This is a genomic window from Shewanella sp. KX20019 (assembly GCF_016757755.1).
Classification (GTDB): Bacteria; Pseudomonadota; Gammaproteobacteria; order Enterobacterales; family Shewanellaceae; genus Shewanella.
In genome coordinates, this window is sequence record NZ_CP068437.1 from 895,109 (window position 1) to 913,303 (window position 18,195).

14 protein-coding genes are annotated in these 18,195 nt (G+C 45.6%); 8 read left to right on the forward strand and 6 right to left on the reverse strand.

The annotated features are described in order from the left end of the window. Positions 1-41: 41 nt before the first annotated feature. Positions 42-1,286, forward strand: a complete 1,245-nt coding sequence (locus JK628_RS03880; RefSeq protein ID WP_202287963.1) for an OprD family outer membrane porin — start codon at positions 42-44, stop codon at positions 1,284-1,286. A gap of 454 nt (positions 1,287-1,740) precedes the next feature. Continuing rightward, on the forward strand, positions 1,741-2,277 hold the full coding sequence (locus JK628_RS03885) for a hypothetical protein (RefSeq protein WP_202287964.1): 537 nt from the start codon (positions 1,741-1,743) through the stop codon (positions 2,275-2,277). Positions 2,278-2,303: 26 nt separating this feature from the next. On the opposite strand, the gene JK628_RS03890 is transcribed toward JK628_RS03885, so the two are convergent. Beyond that, the gene (locus tag JK628_RS03890; protein WP_202287965.1) at positions 2,304-2,978 is read right to left on the reverse strand and encodes a DUF4937 domain-containing protein; all 675 of its coding nucleotides are present in this window, start codon (positions 2,976-2,978) and stop codon (positions 2,304-2,306) included. Between the two features lie 370 nt (positions 2,979-3,348). Between JK628_RS03890 and ahpC the strand changes: the two genes are divergently transcribed. The 3 genes from ahpC to JK628_RS03905 all read left to right on the forward strand — a co-directional run bounded on the left by ahpC (position 3,349) and on the right by JK628_RS03905 (position 6,983). After that, positions 3,349-3,918 (forward strand): alkyl hydroperoxide reductase subunit C, encoded by a 570-nt coding sequence (gene ahpC, locus JK628_RS03895; protein WP_202287966.1) that lies wholly within the window; start codon positions 3,349-3,351, stop codon positions 3,916-3,918. Positions 3,919-4,201: 283 nt separating this feature from the next. Further along, positions 4,202-5,764 carry an alkyl hydroperoxide reductase subunit F gene (gene ahpF, locus JK628_RS03900; RefSeq protein ID WP_202287967.1) on the forward strand — a complete coding sequence of 521 codons (1,563 nt, stop codon included), beginning with the start codon at positions 4,202-4,204 and terminating at the stop codon, positions 5,762-5,764. Positions 5,765-5,852: 88 nt separating this feature from the next. After that, the gene (locus tag JK628_RS03905) at positions 5,853-6,983 is read left to right on the forward strand and encodes a GGDEF domain-containing protein (protein WP_237524134.1); all 1,131 of its coding nucleotides are present in this window, start codon (positions 5,853-5,855) and stop codon (positions 6,981-6,983) included. Between the two features lie 36 nt (positions 6,984-7,019). Here JK628_RS03905 and JK628_RS03910 read toward each other — a convergent pair whose 3' ends face one another. The 4 genes from JK628_RS03910 to JK628_RS03925 form a co-directional block, all read right to left on the reverse strand. Then, the gene (locus tag JK628_RS03910) at positions 7,020-7,217 is read right to left on the reverse strand and encodes a cytoplasmic protein (RefSeq protein WP_202287968.1); all 198 of its coding nucleotides are present in this window, start codon (positions 7,215-7,217) and stop codon (positions 7,020-7,022) included. Positions 7,218-7,322: 105 nt separating this feature from the next. Further along, on the reverse strand, positions 7,323-8,744 hold the full coding sequence (locus JK628_RS03915; RefSeq protein ID WP_202287969.1) for a thioredoxin family protein: 1,422 nt from the start codon (positions 8,742-8,744) through the stop codon (positions 7,323-7,325). Positions 8,745-9,162: 418 nt separating this feature from the next. Next, positions 9,163-9,609: a hypothetical protein gene (locus JK628_RS03920; RefSeq protein ID WP_202287970.1), complete on the reverse strand. Its 447-nt coding sequence runs from the start codon at positions 9,607-9,609 to the stop codon at positions 9,163-9,165. A gap of 250 nt (positions 9,610-9,859) precedes the next feature. Beyond that, positions 9,860-10,285 carry an organic hydroperoxide resistance protein gene (locus JK628_RS03925; protein ID WP_202287971.1) on the reverse strand — a complete coding sequence of 142 codons (426 nt, stop codon included), beginning with the start codon at positions 10,283-10,285 and terminating at the stop codon, positions 9,860-9,862. Positions 10,286-10,400: 115 nt separating this feature from the next. Between JK628_RS03925 and JK628_RS03930 the strand changes: the two genes are divergently transcribed. The 3 genes from JK628_RS03930 to chrA all read left to right on the forward strand — a co-directional run bounded on the left by JK628_RS03930 (position 10,401) and on the right by chrA (position 13,507). Further along, the gene (locus JK628_RS03930) at positions 10,401-10,853 is read left to right on the forward strand and encodes a MarR family winged helix-turn-helix transcriptional regulator (protein WP_202287972.1); all 453 of its coding nucleotides are present in this window, start codon (positions 10,401-10,403) and stop codon (positions 10,851-10,853) included. 207 nt (positions 10,854-11,060) lie between these two features. Further along, positions 11,061-12,236: a glycerol-3-phosphate dehydrogenase/oxidase gene (locus JK628_RS03935; protein WP_202287973.1), complete on the forward strand. Its 1,176-nt coding sequence runs from the start codon at positions 11,061-11,063 to the stop codon at positions 12,234-12,236. A gap of 89 nt (positions 12,237-12,325) precedes the next feature. Next, positions 12,326-13,507, forward strand: coding sequence for a chromate efflux transporter (gene chrA / locus JK628_RS03940; protein ID WP_202287974.1), 1,182 nt, complete (start codon positions 12,326-12,328; stop codon positions 13,505-13,507). Positions 13,508-13,628: 121 nt separating this feature from the next. Here the strand turns inward: chrA and fdhF are convergent, their stop codons facing one another. Continuing rightward, positions 13,629-17,903: a formate dehydrogenase subunit alpha gene (gene fdhF, locus JK628_RS03945; RefSeq protein ID WP_202287975.1), complete on the reverse strand. Its 4,275-nt coding sequence runs from the start codon at positions 17,901-17,903 to the stop codon at positions 13,629-13,631. Positions 17,904-18,195 lie beyond the last annotated feature (292 nt).

The window sequence follows — 18,195 nt, forward strand, 5'->3', positions numbered from 1 at the left end:
TATCCCGATAAAAATCAATATTTAAAGCAAGGATGATATAGATGAACACAAAATTACTGCCAGTCGTGGTTGCTTGTTTGGCTGCTAGTCCAGCTTTTGCAGCAGACCCAATCGAAAATTTGTTTAATGACGCTACTTTCAAAGGTCAACTACAACTTTTTGATTTCCAGCGTGACTTCGATGGCGAAAGCACTGATAGGCGCGATACCTCTTTTGGTGGACTTTTTTACCTGCGCTCAGGCGAAGCGAATGGCGTTAGCTTTGGTGGATCCTTTGCCTCTGCCAATCCTATTTGGGACAACGATGACGGCATTTACGGCCTAGTCGGCGGTGGAACTCCTGGTTCTAAAAATGAGCGTACCGCAGTTAACCGCCTACAAGAGTACTTTGTTAGTGGCAATTGGTATGACACAAAAATCACGGTTGGTGCGCAAGAGTTACGCACCCCAATGATGAATCCATTCCCATTGCGCGCAATACCATTCACCTATCGCGGTGCTAGCATTAAAAACACTTCAATCGATAACCTCGCTGTGTCTGCGTTGTATATAACAGATTACATGGGTTGGACCAATGAAGAGTTTGCGAGTGTTGCCGATGGTATAAAAGGCGAATTTGCTCGCAAGGGCGTCATCGTCGACGTTGAAGACAACCCTATGTTGGCCTTAGGATTTGACTATACGCTACCGTTTGAACAGGTTAAAACTAAAGCCAGCCTTTGGCACTACACCATGGAGGATGTTTACAACCAAACCTATTTTAAACTCGATATGAGTGGAGCATTAGGCAGCACTAATTGGTACTTCAAACCGTCTTATTTGAAGCAGGATTCTAGCGGTAAGCTAAGTCAGACTGCAGCTCAATTTGATACTTATCAAGCGGGTTTTCATCTTGGTATGAAGTGGAGCGGTTTTGATGCCACGGTGAAGTACGTTAAAACTGGCGATGGCGATATAGTGGCTCCATTTGGTGATAATAAAGTTATTATTCAGCAAGTGGTTCAGTCATCTCGTGCCAATGAAGATGCATATGGTGCTCAGTTAGCGTATCGCTTTGCACCAAGCTCAGCACTCAATGGCGTCAGTGCCTATTTAAACTGGGCTAGCTATCAAATTGATGGCGACTCTAGCCTAGATATCGACGAAACAGACATCTCTGTTCGCTACGATCTAAATGAATATGTAGAAGGTCTAAGCTTACGAGCCCGTCACGCCATTGTTAATTACAGCACTGGAGACGATCTGACTGACACGCGCTTTTACATCTATTACAAGTTCAAAATTTAACCCTCAATTTCATCATCTCCCATAAGCATATTGGGCCGCCCCTCGGCCCTTTTTTCTCTATTTGAATCAAGAGTAAGACAGGATACTTCCATGAAGCATAACGCGCCTAGCTTGTGTATTACGCCTTAGCGGGTATGTTTTTGAGCTGCAATTGGCGTTGGCTGTTAGAACCACTTCTGCGTGAAGCTAACCTCACAAATTTGGCGGTCACTTCTGTATTAAGAAAGTAGTGGCTCTTGGTCATCCTTTTATTAAGGCGTCGAACGACAAAAGAATTCAATTTACGACAAAGGTTTAGCGATGCTACCTTGCGGTAGCCATTGAGCTGCGAGTACCGCTGTGGTGTTACTATTGAAAAGGAATTTTGAATGAGAATGATGAAGTATATCGGTCTTACATTGTTAGCGTTGCTACTCAGTACTTCATCGGTTGCTGATGCTGATGAAGTACTGAGTTGGTTAATAAACTGGTAAAAATCATTGAGTCTGAAGGCGCTATCAATGGCGTCGAAGTCGCCATACTTAATGGAGTTCGTGTTGAATCTATGCTGGTCAATCAGCTTGATGGCCATTTTAAGAAAACGGACAAAACAACAATGATGGTTCAAACCTCCCACCCCGATATGCCGTCTGTGGGAGTAAGCTTAGACGGCGGGGGCAGTAAAGAATCTGGAGTCGGGGTTTTTCAAAAGGGAACAGGTGAGCCCTATGCTAGCTTTGTCGATAAAGATGGTGATGGTGTATTTGATTTGCTGATGTATTCTGCTCTGGATCGTAACGGAAAACGTCTGCTGGAGGTTGAAGACTATGGCATGGATGGCCAAGCGGACTTTAAGCTTAATCTTGAAACGGGTGTGGCATCTATTTATTTTGAAGGGCAGTGGTATCAATCAATAGCTGAAGTTGCCAAAGATAAGTATTTTCTCATTAACAATGAGAAGGTCAGTATACGAGTAGCAGTTAGACGCATGCGGGCTTTGTATGGCTTTTAACAAGTCTAATTTTATCCATTTTGGCATCACTGTAATAAGGCAGCTGTTATACGCCATTGTGGAACAATGTTAATTTGGCCACCTTGGATCTCTTCAGCTACTGGCATGACCTTAGCGAGAGCCTTAATACCGCCGGAAACGTGCCTAGCATAGTGCTGGTGACTAGCTTCTGATAACCAAAAAGTGATGACTAAGAATTGGTTGTCACTAGTGCTTGAACGTAATAACAGCCCGCCTAACATACCGGTTACCGTTACCATGGCTGGGTTCCATAAATTTCGCTGCTCTTCGATAAAACCATCGACCATTTCTGCTGAAACGCTGCACTGCGCTGTACGGATAAACTGTGCATCAGCCATCAACTTGGCCGCTCTCACGGTACTGTCTGTGATCTGTGAGCTAGAGGCGTTTTGCTGGCCCAGAATATCTAAAACGTGCTGCCAGTAACCTACTTCAAGACGGCTATAGCTACCCTGTTGATTAGCATCCTCAGCAATAGCGTCGTGGGCTAACCGCATAAAAGAATCAACCGCCGATTTTGCGTCCCATAACGCTAAGATCCTCGCTTGGTTACCTTGCCACCCGCCCGTCTGAGCGATAAAGCCAGCCGATTGCGCCGTACGCCGCCAACGATGCTGCCCCTCACTAAAGGCTGATCTCAAATTGGGCTTCACTTGACAGTTAATATATTTAACGATCATCTACGCCATCTTCCTTGTTTTCATAGAGCTGCTGTAGAACGACTAAGCGTCGTTATCTACCTTTGCAGTTACTGAAGTGGCTAATGCCACTGAATTCGTTGACCCAATGTTTGTTACTCATCTCGCCCTCTTATCGGAGTGATGCTGACCATAGCATAGCTTTATCGTTTGCAACTATCACTCGGAATCTTCATTCGGAAAAACAGATTAAGATAATAGCTTTTATCCGTTATCTTATTTTTTTGTACTGTTCTATTATTCTCACATCGAAAACGAACTGGCTTTTAGGGACTCATCATCACTCGTCTCAGTTTGTTGAATTAAATAGAAATTTCCCATTTATTTTTAAATTATTAGACCGGAGCTTTACATGACTCAATCCATTATTAACTCAACTATCAAGCCATTTTCAGCAACAGCTTTCCACAAAGGTGATTTCCACCCAGTGTCTGAGCAAGACCTTCTAGGTAAGTGGTCAGTTGTTTTCTTCTACCCAGCTGATTTCACTTTTGTTTGCCCAACTGAATTAGGCGACATGGCTGACCACTACGAGAAGCTACAATCTATGGGCGTTGAAGTGTACTCAGTATCTACTGATACACACTTCACTCATAAGGCATGGCATGCAAGCTCTGACACTATCAACAAAATCCAGTACCCAATGATTGGTGACCCAACTGGCGCTATTACTCGCAATTTCGGTGTGATGATTGAAGAAGACGGTCTAGCACTACGTGGTACTTTCGTTATCAATCCTGAAGGCGAAATTAAAGTTGCCGAAGTACATGACCTAGGTATTGGTCGTAGCGCATCTGAGCTAGTTCGTAAGATTCAAGCTGCTCAGTATGTTGCCACTCACGACGGTGAAGTTTGCCCTGCAGCATGGCAGCCAGGTGAAGCAACACTTGCACCATCAATTGACCTAGTCGGTAAAATCTAAGTTACTAGGTTAAGGAAAAACTCTAGATAGCAGCACTAGCTTGCAGCATAAGTTATGAGTGCCGAGACTCAAGCCGTTTTCTAGAGAATCATCAGTAGTTATTATGTAAATTGGTCAGCTTGGGTTCCCCCTGCAGCTTGGGCTGACCAGTTTTTTACTTCCATATCAACATCGTTTCATTTTTATTTTCAACAGCCATTATTTATTTTTCCGCGTGAAATGACTCTGCCGCAATACAGATCATTTTGTCGATGTGTAACGCTTTCAAGAAATAGGAATCATCATGTTAGATGCAAACGTAAAGAATCAACTGAATACCTACCTGCAGAACCTCAAACACCCAGTTGAGCTTGTTGTGTCTGCGGATGATAGTGCCAAGGCGCAAGAGCTTAAATCACTTGCTGCAGATATTAATAGCCTGTCACCCCTCATATCTGTGGTTGAGAAAATGGGCGAGCGTACTCCGTCAATGTCAGTCATTAATCCACAGCTTGCCAGCACAATTACTTTCGCGGGCTTGCCAATGGGGCATGAGTTTACCTCCTTAGTATTGGCGTTGCTTCACAGTGGCGGTCACCCAGTTAAGCTTGATCAAGATGTAATAGATCAAATTCGCCAGTTACCCGGTGAGTATCGCTTCGAAACTTACGTGTCACTTAGCTGCCAGACCTGTCCAGAGGTGGTGCAAGCGCTGAATATGATGGCGGCAATTAACCCCAACATTACTAATGTGATGATTGATGGTTCGTTATTCCAAGACGAAGTAAACGAGCGCAATGTGATGGCCGTGCCTTCGGTGTACTTAAATGGCGAACAGTTCTCAATGGGCGCGATCAGTACTGTTGAAATTATTAACAAACTCGATGTGAATGCTGCGGGTAGAAAAGCTGAACAGCTTAATGAAAAAGAGCCATTTGAAGTGCTCGTAGTTGGCGGTGGCCCCGCTGGTGCCTCCGCTGCCATTTATGCCGCTCGTAAAGGGTTACGTACAGGGATAGTGGCCGATAAATTTGGCGGTCAAGTTGCCGAAACCGTTGGCATCGAAAACTTTATCTCAGTAAAAGCCACTGAGGGTCCAAAGCTGGTGGCCAATCTTGAAGCTCACGTGCATGAATATGATGTCGATATTATGGATAACCAACGTGCATTAAGCCTAAAATCTGGTGAGCTATTTGAGTTAACACTTGAAAGCGGTGCAGTGCTGCGCAGTAAAACCATACTGCTGGCAACGGGAGCTCGCTGGCGTGAAATGAACGTACCGGGTGAGCAAGAGTACCGTGGTAGCGGTGTTGCTTATTGCCCTCATTGTGATGGTCCACTGTTTAAAGGTAAACGTGTGGCAGTCATTGGTGGTGGTAATTCAGGTATCGAAGCTGCGATTGATTTAGCTAACATTGTTGAGCATGTCACCGTACTTGAGTTTGATAAAACACTGCGCGCCGATGAGGTATTGCAGCGTAAAGCTAACTCGATGGCTAATATCGAAATCATCACTCAGGCGATGACCACTGAAGTGACTGGCGATGGCAAGAGAGTGAACGGCCTCAATTACACTGATAGAGCGACTGGAGAGTCGCACCATGTCGAGCTTGCAGGCATATTTGTTCAAATCGGCTTGGTGCCAAACTCTGAATGGCTTAAAGATACTATCGATATGACTGCGCGCGGCGAAATTATTGTAGACGGCAAAGGTGAAACATCAACAGCAGGAGTGTTTGCAGCGGGTGATGTGACTAACTCAGCTTATAAGCAGATTATTATTGCGATGGGCAGTGGAGCCACTGCATCATTAGGGGCATTTGATTATCTCATTAGGCATGACGTCGGTGATTCCATCGCGGCATAATCGCTGATAAAACAAGTATGAAAGCCAGTATCTGCTGGCTTTTTTTATTGGGATTTTCGACTAACATTGATGGTGTGAGTAGCCCATTTTGTGGAGAGTCGCCCTGAATAGCCGTCAATATAAACATCAGCTTAAAATAGAAACTCAGAACCTGCTGCAACGAGGCATTTTTTGGGCGATGTATATGACGCTATTTCTAGTGGTTGTGGTGGTACTAAATACTTACTATTTTTCCTATAGCATTCACGACATCAAAGATATTCTGCCTGAATTAGCCCCGGTGACGTTATTGGTGGTCGTGGGGTTCCTTGCTATAAAATTGCTGGCGTTGGATGAAGTAACCAGTCAGCAAAGCTATGCTTTCCTAATATTATTAGTCCTAGGGTGGTGTTATTTACTCTACGGCTTAGTGCAACTATCCGGTGAACCCATGCCGGGTTTAGAGTCTCTTGGCGACATTCTGGCATTGGTATTTGTGTTTGCACTGTTCCCCAATCGTAAGGTGATGTTACTGGGGATCTTACCTTTTCTATTGTTTTCTTGTTTCTATCGATGGCATGAGTTTCCAGACTCACCAGTATACCCATTGACTAAATTTGCCTGTTTGCTGGCTATTATCATGTCGGGACAAAAGATCATTTCTGGATGGTTTATTAAGGCGGTTATTCGTGATTTTGAAAAGCAAAAGTTAGTCAAACAGTTTAAGCGCCTGGCGCTAATCGATGGTCTGACGAATATCAGTAATCGTCGTCACTTTGATGAAATTTTAACCCAAGAGATCCGTGCATCGGAACGCAATAACCATGCATTAGCGATTATCTTGCTTGATATTGATTTCTTTAAGCGTCTCAATGACACCTTAGGTCACCAAGCGGGTGACGAGCATTTAATTAAAGTTGCTGAAATTGTTAGCTCGGCGGTTAATCGCCCTCGAGATCTCGTTGCACGCTATGGAGGGGAGGAGTTTGTTATTGCATTGCCCAATACTGATCTTATAGGTGCAATTCGTGTGGCAGAGAAGGTAAAAAACTTGCTAGAAGAGGCTCAGCTAGCTCACCCTTGTTCTGATGTATCTGAATGGCTGACGTTATCTCAAGGTATTGCTCAGTGGGAGGAGGGGATGAGCAAAGACAGTATTGTTCAAAAGGCTGATCGCATGTTGTATCGCGCCAAAGCAGCCGGCAGAAATACTTTCTGTAGCGATAAAACGCAGGGCTAAAGTCTATTGCTCTGTAGTTAGTACAGTTAAATACTACTAGGCTTTAGTACTTATTATGTGGCCTGCATTTCCGACTGGGGCTGGTGCCGCTTCAGGTAAAGCAGATTCAATCAGTTTAAGCGCAATATCACCCTCAATTTTTTGCTGCTCTTTAGACATTTGCGCAACTTTTAAGCCAACGTTGCCATGACTCATATTAGGCTCAAGGTTTGGGGTTGATAATGAAATACTCATAGTGGACTCGCTTTTATTTAGACTACCTATCTATCGGCGCTACATACTATTGCTTAAGTGTTTTCTTGTTACAGTATGTAACGCCGTGTCAGCGAAGTTTGAGCCCTACTTAATTGCGTTTGCTCTGTTTCTCTTCTCAATCACTTTGCGGGTAAAAGTGATGATAAAGGTGATAACAATCGAGCTTAAGATGAGCCCTATCGCCAATACCACATTTTGTAACGCGGTAGGGTCAATGGCCAACATTCCCCCTAGACCCACCATCATAATGCCTGACATCAATTTTAAGGTCTGACCCTCTTTCTCAGTGAGCTTGCGCTTACCTAACGAGACACTGAAAGCGATCACAATAATGGCAAGTGGGATCACGTAGACAATGTTGTAAAACGCAAGGTACATATAGCGCTCCATTGTCGGTAGATCGTGCATAGAGAGCACACTGGTATAGATCATTGGGAAGCCAGCGGTACAGAGTAACTCATAGGCATTAGCCAAAATCGACAGTACTACGGTGCCTGCAATCATTGCGGTCATGCTGCTGGCGCTGGTGAGTTTACCCATACGCTTGATGAGGCCGGTTCTATTCTCGGCCGACATCGATAGTGTGACTTCCCCCTTGGTAAAGAAGTAGTCCTTTATATTGACGGCTCCCGCAACGAGGGCGAGCATACCGGCACCGAGAATAATCCAGCCGCCGTCGCTGCCAGCCCCGAGTAGTTGGAAGATATTGAGCCATGCGCTCATGAAGATAAAATAGATAAAGCCAGAAAAGAACACAAAAATGCCACCGACAATCAGCATTCGGGTGCGGCTCTTTGCATTGACCATAATAGATAGCAGGAACAGCAATACGAAGAAGGCACATGGATTAAATGCATCAACGCCTGCGAGAACTACCGTTAATAGCGGCAGTGACATCTGCTCTGGGTGAACCACGCCGATTAGTGGCAGTTCAACAGGCTGTACATCTGCAGCGCTAATGTCGGTGGCGCTATCAAGATCCAAATCGCAGGTTCCCGCAGTGGCTGATTCGCTACAGGTCTCAAAGAAAGCTCCAGAGCTAGCAGGTGTATCTACGGTATATTGGTTGTCTTGTTCTGCAGCAAGCTTACCGCCAAGTGAGGTGTAATAGGATGTTAAGCGTTTAACTAAAAACTCACCCGTCACAGCTTGGCTGCTGTAGCCCATAACTGCTTTTTCACCACTGGCGAAGTAGGGCACAGAGCGCGCTTCTGTAGCAGTTTGTTTGGCAATACTTTGCCAAATAGCCATGGTTTCTGGATCTGAAATCATATGTGCTTCAAGCTCTACCCACGGATAACGTTCAGGCAAGCTATCAATAAACGGATGCGCTTCTTTACAGTGTGGACAAGTTTGTGACCAAAAGAAATAGAGCTTAACTTTTAGCTCTCCAGCATCATTAGTGTAATGCCAAACGGTGGGTTGTTCGGTTAGCGATGTGGCAAAGCTTGGTAGTGAAAAACTCGAGAATAGCACTGTAACTAAGATTAAAATATATTTGGCCATCGGAACTCCAAACGAGCAAATGAAGCGTGATTATTGAGATTAGTAATAGATACTTTACTGAAATGGCGACTGATTGATAAATTAATGTGTCAAATATGCGGGTGGATTCTCGAATAAATCACTTTTGGGAACAACGACTGATTTTCAGGATTAAATTTAAACTTTTCACTGATTTTATAATCAGTTAGTTTAGATTGTCGTTAATTAGAGGCTAGCGACAAGGTGGGTAAGTGTTGGGCATGTGTTGCAGTTAGGTTGACATGGCTTAATGTCTGAGCTCGACCTGGCTAGTAAGGGCCTTTAATTACACTCCAACTTGGAAAGTAGATTATATTGCGATCGCTACCCGTCGCAACAATTTATCTCGCTAACTAGAGGCTGGCTTATCCTGCATTAAAGGCCTATTTTATTTCTTTGTCTAATGGGCTGCGGGCACAGCTTCACTGATTTTGGCGAGGCGAAGGTGCAATTCATCGGTTTGTGTATCACACCAGTGAACGGCAACGGAGCGATCTGTTTCATTACTGGCAGTTAAAATACGGCTGATAATCGGCGCTGAATAGCTGGCTTGATTGAAGTAGTTTCTAATTCGCTCCACTCTTCGGCTCGCCAGCCACTTGTTGTAATGCCTGACATCTTCACTGCGTTGCACTTTATTCACTTTAAACTCTAATAGCAGGTAACCCGATTGTGACTGATAGTGAGTCACGATGTCGTCAAGCCGTGTGCTGTACTTGTTGCTGAAGTAAGAGCTGTTTTTCGCGTAGGGGATATCGGTAATATGGGTTTTATTAGCGCATTTCGCCATCACATTAGTCGTGGTTAAAATTAGAGTAATAAAGCCGATTATGACTATAAACTTCATTTTTAGCATTCCTTTGTAAAATATAAGTCTTTAAAAATCAGCTTGAGCAGCATTTACACTTGATTTTTGTGCGGGGAATTTATGCTATTGCGGCATTGATTGCAACGGTATTCTGTTGTTTAGTTGGGTCTAAATTATTACGAGCATTTTTTTAAAAGAGTGTCATAAAATGAACGCCCAGCAATACTGGCTTGCTTGGGTAGTCGTCTCATTTTATGACAATTTATTGACTGTATTTAAGTCAGTTGAATTATTTTAATGCTTGGTTGTTTACTGTTAACTGAACATCAATATTATTACGGATAGCGTTCGAGTAGGGGCAAACTTGGTGGGCGATACGAACAAGCTCCATCGCTGACTCTTGTTCGAGATCGAGTTCAATGGCTAACGCTGCTGTAAGCGCAAACCCGCCAGACTCATTAGCACCGATCCCTATGGTGGCGCTCACAGGTGCTGCAGTAATGGCAATCTTTTGCTCGCGTGCCACGTGCAATATGGCATTAGAGAAACAAGCTGCATAACCTGCGGCAAAAAGCTGTTCAGGGTTAGTGGCAGTGCCTGCTCCCCCCATCTCTTTCGGGTAGCTGAGGTTTACATTGAGTAAGCCATCTTCTGTTGTCACCACACCGTTACGTCCAGCGGTTGCGTTTGCAGTGGTTTGATAAATTGTTTTCATGTAATTCCTTTGGTATATATATTGCGCGCAATCTAATTGCGGGCAAGTTTATATCGATCTTTATGTTTAACGCAAGTATATTGTGCGCAATTAAGTTTTAAAGTGAGCTAGATTGATGTCAAATGAGCAAATGCGCGATCCACTATGTCTTGATAACCAAGTATGTTTTTCGCTATATAGTGCGACCAACGCGATGGTGAGGGCTTATCGACCTTTATTGGAACAGTTAGATCTAACCTACCCGCAATATTTAGCCATGATGGTCTTATGGAAAAGTGACGGAATTAGTGTCAAGGAGTTAGGCAATGCCCTGCATCTAGATTCTGGTACGCTAACGCCGCTGCTGAAGCGCTTGCAAGCAAAAGGATTGGTAATTAGAGGGCGCAGTGAAACGGACGAAAGAGTGCGGGTGCTGCACGTCACTGCTGCAGCTAGAACGCTAAAACTGGAAGCTGAAAAGGTGCCTGAGCAGATGATGTGCCAGTTAAGAACCTCGGCGGAAAAGCTGATACAGTTAAAATCACTTTGTGATGAGGTATACACCGAGCTTACTAATACCAAAGGGTAGTGGGGTTATCGTGATTAATGCAAACGGTAATGATGTTAATGGTTGTTACTGAAAGCAATTCAGATAATACTCAATGATAGACGAATAGACGAATAGACGAATAGACGAATAGACGAATAGACGAATAGACGAATAGACGAATAGACGAATAGACGAATAGACGAATAGACGAATAGACGAATAGACGAATAGACATATGGAGGTGAAATGTCAGCAGTTGATCTAGTGATTGTTGGTGGTGGCATTAATGGTGCTGGTATTGCCCAGTGTGCGGCTGCAGCGGGCTACAGTGTTATGCTATTGGAAAAGGGCGTGATTGCTGGCCAAACCTCTGCTAACTCCAGTAAACTGATCCATGGTGGCTTACGTTATCTTGAGACTGGCCAATTGGCGCTAGTGCGGCAGTCCCTTGCTGAGCGCCGAGCATTGTTAAGGCTCGCGCCCTCTTTAGTCAATCCCATCCCGTTTTACATTCCCGTTTATGAAGATAGCCGCAGAAACTCTATCGCAATAAGGGCCGGGCTAAGCTTGTATTCGATGTTAAGTAATTTTGACTCTTTAGGCCAGTTTAAATCCATTCCAGCTATCCATTGGGCGAAGATAAAGGGGCTTAAACTTGGCGGCCTTAAAGCACTTTATCAATACTGGGATGCGCAAACCGACGATAAACTGCTCACTGAAGCAGTGGTGAGAAATGGCCGTAGCTTGGGCGCAACTATTCTCGAACATGCTAAATGCACCCAAATAGAACACCTGAAAAGTCACTGTGTTGTGCGTTATGAAAGCCAAGGGCTACAGCATGAAGTTGAAGCGCTTGCGGTAGTAAATGCAGCTGGCCCGTGGGTTAATGATGTACTCGATTGTGTCACGCCAGCCGTGTCGCCCGTACCTATTGAGTGGGTTCAAGGGAGTCATCTGTTACTGGATATTGCGGCAAACGATGGTATTTTGTATCTTGAATCTTGTTTCGATAAACGGGTGATATTTGTAATGCCTTGGAATGGCAAAACATTGATTGGTACCACCGAAGTGGTGCTTGATGAGATTGACGGTCGTCCGACTCCAACAGCATCTGAAGTGGATTATCTGCTGGGCATTTATAGTCACTATTTTCCATCAATGGGTGATAGTGACAGTTTGAAATCTCGCATTATCGATACCTTTTGTGGCGTACGGGTATTGCCTAAACAACAAGGTAATGCGTTCGATAGACCACGAGACACTTTGCAACAAACCAGTCTATCCCATCCGCATCTACTTACTCTCTATGGTGGCAAACTAACGACTTACCGAACAACAGCAGTAGAAGTGCTTAACTGGGTTGAATCGCATATCGGCAGTCGTAATGCGCTGGCAGATTTCAACCATTTACAGCTAGACTAGATTTGAACTGATAATTAGCGCTTCATTAAACTGTCATCTTTGTGTCATATTCTGTGGCTGATTTATCATTGGCATTTAGGAAGTTGACCATGCTGCAAATCTTTATTCGATTTTTTTCTCTTGGTTTAGTGTCGTTTGGCGGTCCTGCTGCTCATATCGGTTATTTCAGACAGACATTTGTGCAGGAGTTGCAATGGCTTGATGATAAACATTACGCCAGTCTTGTTGCGCTGAGTCAGTTTATGCCAGGTCCAGGTTCGAGTCAGGTCGGCTTCGCTATTGGTTATCATCGTGGTGGTTTATTAGGGGGGATCGCCGCCTTTTTAGGCTTCACGCTGCCGTCGTTTATCCTACTTTTCTTGCTAGCCGTCACCAGTAGTCAATGGCTGGACTATTCCATCACCCAGGGCGTGATCCACGGCCTTAAGTTGTTAGCCGTTGTGGTTGTCGCTGATGCCATCTTGATTATGTTTAAGCAATTTTGCCAACGAAAACAAGCCAAGTTACTGATGGTATTTAGCTGTGTGGTTATTTTACTGCAGCCTGCAATGATTATTCAATTTGCGTTACTCGTCATCGCTGCCATTATTGGCCGCTATTACCTAGCGGCAACCGATAGCACTGATACTCATCCGTCAGCCCAAGAGCCGGTGCAACTGAACTTTTTTTGGTTGAGTATTTTTGCCGGTTTGCTCATCGCTTCTTTAGTGGCGATAGGCTTGTCTAAACAAGCGGGGATCAATAATCTAACCGAGTTATTCAGCCAGTTCTACCAAGTGGGTAGCATGGTGTTTGGTGGCGGGCATGTGGTATTGCCGTTGCTGCAATCGAGTATTGGTGATGCCATTAATAACGATCAGTTTTTAACGGGTTACGCATTGGCACAGGCTGTACCTGGGCCTATGTTTGCCTTAGCGGCATTTTTAGGTGCCGAAATTTGGGTGTCACAACCGTTAGTCGGCGCATTAGTGGCGACAGTAGCAATCTTTCTACCTGGCTTTTTACTGATGCTAGTGGCGCTTAAAAGCTGGCATGGGATTAGTAGTCGACCTAAGGTCACGGGCGCAATAGCGGGCGTTAATGCCTGTGTGGTCGGGTTTTTGTTGGCAGCGCTCTATAACCCAATATTCAGCAGTGCAGTGCTGACACCGCTTGATATGGCGTTAGTGGTATTAGGCTTTGGTCTGTTTAAAGTATTTAAACCGAATGTGTTTATTTTAGTGGCTGGTTTTGCTATCTCTGGCGCGGTGATTTCAGCTGTTATAGCTTAATGCCGTAGGCGTTAACAAAAAGCCGCAGAGTTTATCTGCGGCTTTTTAGTCTCTGTAAATGACTAATTTTAGAAGTTAAAGCGACCTCAGTCTTTACTTTTGAACTGCAATTGTTAAAGCATTAGGCTGACTCAGTAACGGCTACCTTTTCAACCTTTACCGCACACACCTTAAATTCAGGGATTTTGGCAACAGGGTCTAAGGCATTGTTAGTCAGCTTATTTGCAGCGGCCTCCGCAAAGTGAAACGGCAAGAAGATGACCCCAGCTTGTGCACGTTTTGTCACAAAGGCATCAATCTCAATTTCACCACGTCGAGTCGAAAGTTTAAGCTTATCGCCATTGTTGATCTGCAGTTCTTCAGCGTCAAATACCGAGATCATCACCCGTGGTGTGGCAAGCTCATTAAGCCCTGCTGTTTTACGGGTGAGTGTTCCGGTATGGAACTGCTCCAGCAGGCGCCCAGTAGACAGCATTAACGGGTAGTCATCGCAGGGCATTTCAGCGGGCAGTCGATATTGCACTGGGCGCATCTTGCCTCTGCCATGGGTAAACTGCTGACTATGCAATATTGGTGTTCCAGGGTGGCCTTCTGCCGGGCAGGGCCACTGCAGCCCTTGACGGCCATTGGCGGTTTCACTGTCGATTACATTCCAAGTAATACCACGATACTGCGGCGTTACTTCGGTGATCTCATGCCAGATCTGTCGCTCAGTTTGATAGTGCCAATCGTCGCCCATCTGCTGGGCAATAAGCTGGATTATCTGCCAATCGTTCTTGGCTTGACCCGGTGGCGTTACCGCGGGCAGTAACTGCTGAACTCGGCGCTCGGTATTGGTAAAGTGGCCCTGTTTTTCAGCAAATGCCGCAGCAGGTAATACCACATCGGCAAGCTCGGCCGTTTCGGTCAAGAAGATATCTTGTACCACCATAAACTCGGCGGCCTTTAAGCCTGCAAGCACATGCTTTTGGTCAGGATCACTTAATACTGGGTTTTCACCCATGACATATAACGCTTTGAGTGAGCCATGAGCCAGAGCGTGCATCATCTCGGTGGCCGATACTCCTCTTTCAGATGGCAAGTCATCTTTGCCCCAAGCTTTTCTAAAGCGCTGCTGGATTAACGGGTCATCCAGCTTTTGGTAGCCAGTAAAGTAGTTTGGCAGTGCGCCCATGTCGCATGCCCCTTGAACATTACTTTGGCCACGCAGCGGGTTGATGCCAGCACCTTTGATACCGATATTGCCGCACAGTAACTGTAAGTTAGAGATCGCAGTAACATTGTCATGGCCAGAGGTGTGCTGCGTGATCCCCATAGCGTAATAGATGGCAGTTTTTTTAGCTGTGCCAATCAGGCGAGCAAGCTCAACGATATCGTCTGCGCTTACTCCAGTGATAATGGCAGTATTTTCGGGGCTATAGTCGTCGCTCATCACTTCATCGAACAGTTGGCTAAAGCCTTCTACCCGTCGTTGAATATAATCCAAATCATGCCAATCATTCTTGATGATCTGCTGCATGATTGCATTTAGCAGCATCACATCGGTGCCGGGCCTTTGCGCCACATAAAGCTGCGCTTTATCGGCGATAGAGACTTTTTTCGGATCGGCAACAATTAGGCGAGCTGCATGATCTTTTATCGCTAACTTTATATGTGAAGCGATAATGGGGTGAGCACTTTCAGTGTCAGATCCAATGATAAAGATCAGATCGGAATGTTTAATACTGGGGATATCATTAGTCATTGCGCCGCTGCCAAGGCTTTCGCGCAGTGCTGTAACGGTTGATGCATGACAAAGGCGAGCGCAGTGATCGACATTATTGTTACCGATAACGCTGCGGAACAGTTTTTGGAATAGGTAGTTATCTTCGTTAGTGGCTTTAGCCGATGACAGGCCCGCGATAGACTTGGCGCCATGCTCTGCTTTTATCGTGCTAAATTGCTTGCCAATTAGGCTAATGGCCTCCTGCCAGCTGGCAGGGGTTAACACACCATTCTTACGAATAAGCGGTGTGGTTAGGCGCTTGTCACTGCTAACAAAGTCAAAACCAAAACGGCCCTTAACACAGAGCATTCCTGCGTTGACAGGCGAATTTATATCACCGCTAATGTGGCGAATTTGATTCTTTTGTTTATCGACATGCATCTCAACGCGGCAACCAATACCACAATAAGTACAAATGGTTGAGACTGTTTCCAATGGTGCTTTCTGTTCTGTAGTCAATCCTTGCGTCTTATCGCGTGAGTCGACTAGTGCACCGGTTGGACAAACTTGCACACAGTTACCACATTGGACGCAATCGCTGTCATTCATGCTGGCGCTAAAGCCCACTCTTGGAGCATTACGCTGAGCGGCTTTATTTGAAGATGGCAGCACTTGATAATGATCTTTTTCAAAGCTGATCGCGTTGTGGCCGCTGGCACCTTGGCAGGTTTCGACACAGCTGCCACAGCTAATGCAGCGGTTGGCATCAAACGTGATAAAAGGCGCACTGGTGTCGACGTTAAAATGTTGCGCTTTGCTGGTATCGAGTTCTGCAGCCTTGACCTTGTACTCGGTGGCGTAATCTCTCAGCTTACAGTCAGTGTTGGCCTGACAGGCACATTCTAGGCAGCGGGCAGCCTCTTTCATGGCTTCATCTGGAGCAAAGCCCAGTTCCACTTCGCTGAAGTTAAGCGCGCGTTGCAGTTTTGCCAGTTCAGGCATTTTACTGCGTAGTTGTCGCTGGGTATCAGGGTAGAGCGCATTGCCGCCAAGCGTTGTCAGTTGGTTGGTTTTTTCTGCCTTAGTTGCATTGAATGGCTGCTTTTCAAGCTCGCAGGTCAATCCTTGTGTTAGCAGCTTTTCAATGGCGTCGGCGGCTTTTCTGCCATCGGCCACGGCGGCAACCGCAGTTGCTGGACCGGTTCGAGAATCACCGATGACAAATAGCTTATCAAGCCCAGCTGAATGCCCGGCAGACATTGTATGTTCACAACCTTCAAAGGTATTCCAGCGAGTCAGTGCGACAGCACCTGTCGCTAGTTGACTGTCAGGGTGATCTAAAAATTCCATATCAGGTGTTTGTGATACAGCCGGGATCACAGTATCAAAGGCTTCGATAAAGGTTTCGCCGGTCGGCTTTGGCGAACGACGCCCTGAGGCATCTGCATCACCGAGTGCCATTACCTCGAAGGTAACCTGGTTGATGCGGCCAGTTTCATCACTGTGGTTTTCAATCGGGTTAGTGAGGAAATGGAACTTAATTCCTTCCTGTTCAGCTTCATGGATCTCGTACGGTTCAGCAGGCATTTCAGCGCGAGTACGACGATAGATTAAGGTGACATCAGCGCCATCTCGCTTTGCGGTGCGAGCGCAATCGATGGCTGTGTTACCGCCGCCAATGACGGCGACTTTGTTGCCTGTTCGGTAAGTCTGTGCAGTGCAGTAATCTTTAAGGTAGTCAACGCCCAGGTAACAGCCATCGAGTGTGATACCTGGGTAGTTCATCGGCACCGCTTTTTGCGCACCAATGGCGAGGCAGACGGCATCGAAACCGGATAATAGCCCGTTTAAATGGATATCTCTGCCAAGGCGAACATTAGTCTGAATATCCAGCCCATTTTTGCATAACAGATCAATCTCTTTATCGAGAATAGCCTTAGGTAAGCGATATTCAGGAATACCGTATCTTAGCCAGCCACCTGCTTGCGGCATGGACTCAAATATCGTGACATCATGGCCATTATTAGACAGATAATAGCCTGCCGATATTCCCGCGGGGCCGCTACCAATGATGGCGACTTTTTTGTGAGTCGCTGGCAATTTAGGCGGCACATAAGGGGTATCACCTTCAAGATCGAGATCGGCTGCGTGGCGTTTTAGTTGTCGAATAGCAACCGGTTCATCTACTAGGCCGCGTCGACATTCTGTTTCGCAAAATGCCGGGCAGACACGCCCAATGGATAAAGGTAGAGGTAGCGTTTGCTTAATCACCTTGACCGCTTCGCTATGGTCACCTTGCGCTATGTGATACAGGTAAGACTGTACATCGACGCCAGCGGGGCAGGCGGTTTGGCACGGAGCTTCACAATCGGCAAAGTGATCCGACAAAATAGTGTGTAAGGCGGCTTTACGTTGTTTACTCAGTGCGGCTGATTGAGTGATCACTTCAATATTTTGCGAGTCAATATCAGCCACTTTGGTTTCACAGGCGCGAACCGAACGGAGTTCTCCATCGGTACTTTTAAGCTCAACATGGCAGAGGTTACAGTGCTGCTTAGTGTCGATCACCAACGAGCTTGCAGGGCTTTTGCACAAATTGGGGATCGCGATATCAGCATTTAACGCTGCATCGAGTAGGGTCTCTTGTTGATTGGCAATGAGGGTTTTGCCATCAATACGTATTTGTTTCATCGCAAGGGCCTTTTAGTTATAGGACGTCACAGCTTGCTACAGTTATTCTTCGACACTAATATGTCGTTCATTGCAGTTGTGCGCTCTGAGTGTGGACTCGGCGAAATTTGATGAATTTGAGTATACCCTCGCATCTTTTTTAGACTGAAAGTTGCAGCTTAAGTTTTTGCTGAAATTGTTGGCGGGTTCACAAAGGTTGTCAAAGGTGTGCGCTAGGGAGGCTTGATGGGTTTGTTAGTGTGCGTTAGGTAGTGTTTGTTGTGGCTGCAGCTTATGCGGCCTTACGGCCGAG

Coding starts and splice junctions, on each gene's coding strand:
- JK628_RS03880 (WP_202287963.1), top strand. CDS start 42: ATGAACACAAAATTACTGCCAGTCGTGGTTGCTTGTTTGGCTGCTAGT.
- JK628_RS03890 (WP_202287965.1), bottom strand. CDS start 2,978: ATGATCGTTAAATATATTAACTGTCAAGTGAAGCCCAATTTGAGATCA.
- ahpC (WP_202287966.1), top strand. CDS start 3,349: ATGACTCAATCCATTATTAACTCAACTATCAAGCCATTTTCAGCAACA.
- ahpF (WP_202287967.1), top strand. CDS start 4,202: ATGTTAGATGCAAACGTAAAGAATCAACTGAATACCTACCTGCAGAAC.
- JK628_RS03910 (WP_202287968.1), bottom strand. CDS start 7,217: ATGAGTATTTCATTATCAACCCCAAACCTTGAGCCTAATATGAGTCAT.
- JK628_RS03915 (WP_202287969.1), bottom strand. CDS start 8,744: ATGGCCAAATATATTTTAATCTTAGTTACAGTGCTATTCTCGAGTTTT.
- JK628_RS03920 (WP_202287970.1), bottom strand. CDS start 9,609: ATGAAGTTTATAGTCATAATCGGCTTTATTACTCTAATTTTAACCACG.
- JK628_RS03925 (WP_202287971.1), bottom strand. CDS start 10,285: ATGAAAACAATTTATCAAACCACTGCAAACGCAACCGCTGGACGTAAC.
- JK628_RS03930 (WP_202287972.1), top strand. CDS start 10,401: ATGTCAAATGAGCAAATGCGCGATCCACTATGTCTTGATAACCAAGTA.
- JK628_RS03935 (WP_202287973.1), top strand. CDS start 11,061: ATGTCAGCAGTTGATCTAGTGATTGTTGGTGGTGGCATTAATGGTGCT.
- chrA (WP_202287974.1), top strand. CDS start 12,326: ATGCTGCAAATCTTTATTCGATTTTTTTCTCTTGGTTTAGTGTCGTTT.
- fdhF (WP_202287975.1), bottom strand. CDS start 17,903: ATGAAACAAATACGTATTGATGGCAAAACCCTCATTGCCAATCAACAA.